General features: G+C 66.7%; 2 protein-coding genes. Both read left to right on the top strand.

Translation table 11 applies throughout. The annotated features are described in order from the left end of the window. Window positions 1-105: 105 nt before the first annotated feature. Window positions 106-444 carry a hypothetical protein gene (locus I55_RS25560; RefSeq protein ID WP_199902720.1) on the top strand — a complete coding sequence of 113 codons (339 nt, stop codon included), beginning with the start codon at window positions 106-108 and terminating at the stop codon, window positions 442-444. Between the two features lie 98 nt (window positions 445-542). Continuing rightward, on the top strand, window positions 543-1,131 hold a 589-nt coding region (locus tag I55_RS25555; protein ID WP_044563546.1), incomplete at its 3' end, for a cell division ATP-binding protein FtsE.

Here is a 1,131-nt window from a genome sequence, read left to right as displayed (position 1 = left end):
TGATCGTCCCCCAAGGCCGAGGCCCAGGCCATCGAGGACGCGCGCGCCCTGATCCAGTACTCGTTCGACAAGAACGAGTGGCTGCCCTTCGGCCGCCGCTTCATCGTGTTGAACGAGGTGGCCGGTGGTTTCGGCCCCTATGAGAACGACCAGTCCTTCCGCCGCCTGAAGAGCTTCCAGAGCCAGGGCGTCGGCCTGATCACCGTCAAGCGCTGCGAAAGCGACATCTGGAAGCTGCTGGAGAAGGAATTCATCTCCGTCCGCGACGCGCTGAAGATGACCGACGCCGACCTGGAGAAGCGCTATGGCATCGATGTGTGGACCGGCCACAGCGGCCTGACCGACCTGCGCGCCTGGGCGCAGGAGACGCTGACGGCGTTCGAGAAGGCCGGTCTGTTCCCGGCGAACGAACGCGCGGACGCCGACGCCGCCTCGGCCGAGTAGTCCTCCGCCGTTCCGGACCGGGCCTGGCCCCACCCGCGAGATCGGGCGGGCCGGGCCCTTTCCGTTTCTAGGCCTTTCCGTCGTAAGGAATCCCGCCTTTGGTCCGTTTCGAGAACGTCGGCCTGCGGTATGGCACGGGCCCGGAGGTGCTGCGCGACATCAGTTTCGAGCTGGCGCCGGGGTCCTTCCATTTCCTCACCGGTCCCACCGGCGCCGGCAAGTCCAGCCTGTTGAAGCTGTTGTACCTGGCGGAGCGGCCATCCCGTGGCCTGATCACCCTGCTGGGCCACCCCCTGTCCAAAACCCCGCGCAAGGCCCTGCCGGCCATCCGCCGACAGATCGGCGTGGTGTTCCAGGACTTCCGCCTGATGAACCATCTGACGGTGTTCGACAACGTGGCCCTGCCCCTGCGCCTGGCGGGGCAGGACGAGTCCCACGTGCGGGAGAGCGTGACGGAACTGCTGTCCTGGGTGGGGCTGAAAGCCAAGTTGGACGAGCGCCCGCTGCGCCTGTCGGGTGGGCAGAAGCAACTGGTCGCCATCGCCCGCGCGGTGGTCACCCGCCCCAAGCTGATCATCGCCGACGAACCCACCGGCAACATCGACCGCGAGATGAGCCTGCGCATCATGCGGCTGTTCATCGAGCTGAACAAACTGGGCACCACCTGCCTGGTCGCCACCCACGATA

The sequence above is a fragment of the Azospirillum sp. B4 genome (assembly GCF_000333275.1).
GTDB lineage: Bacteria > Pseudomonadota > Alphaproteobacteria > Azospirillales > Azospirillaceae > Nitrospirillum.
This window is presented reverse-complemented; position numbering and strand designations above follow the sequence as displayed.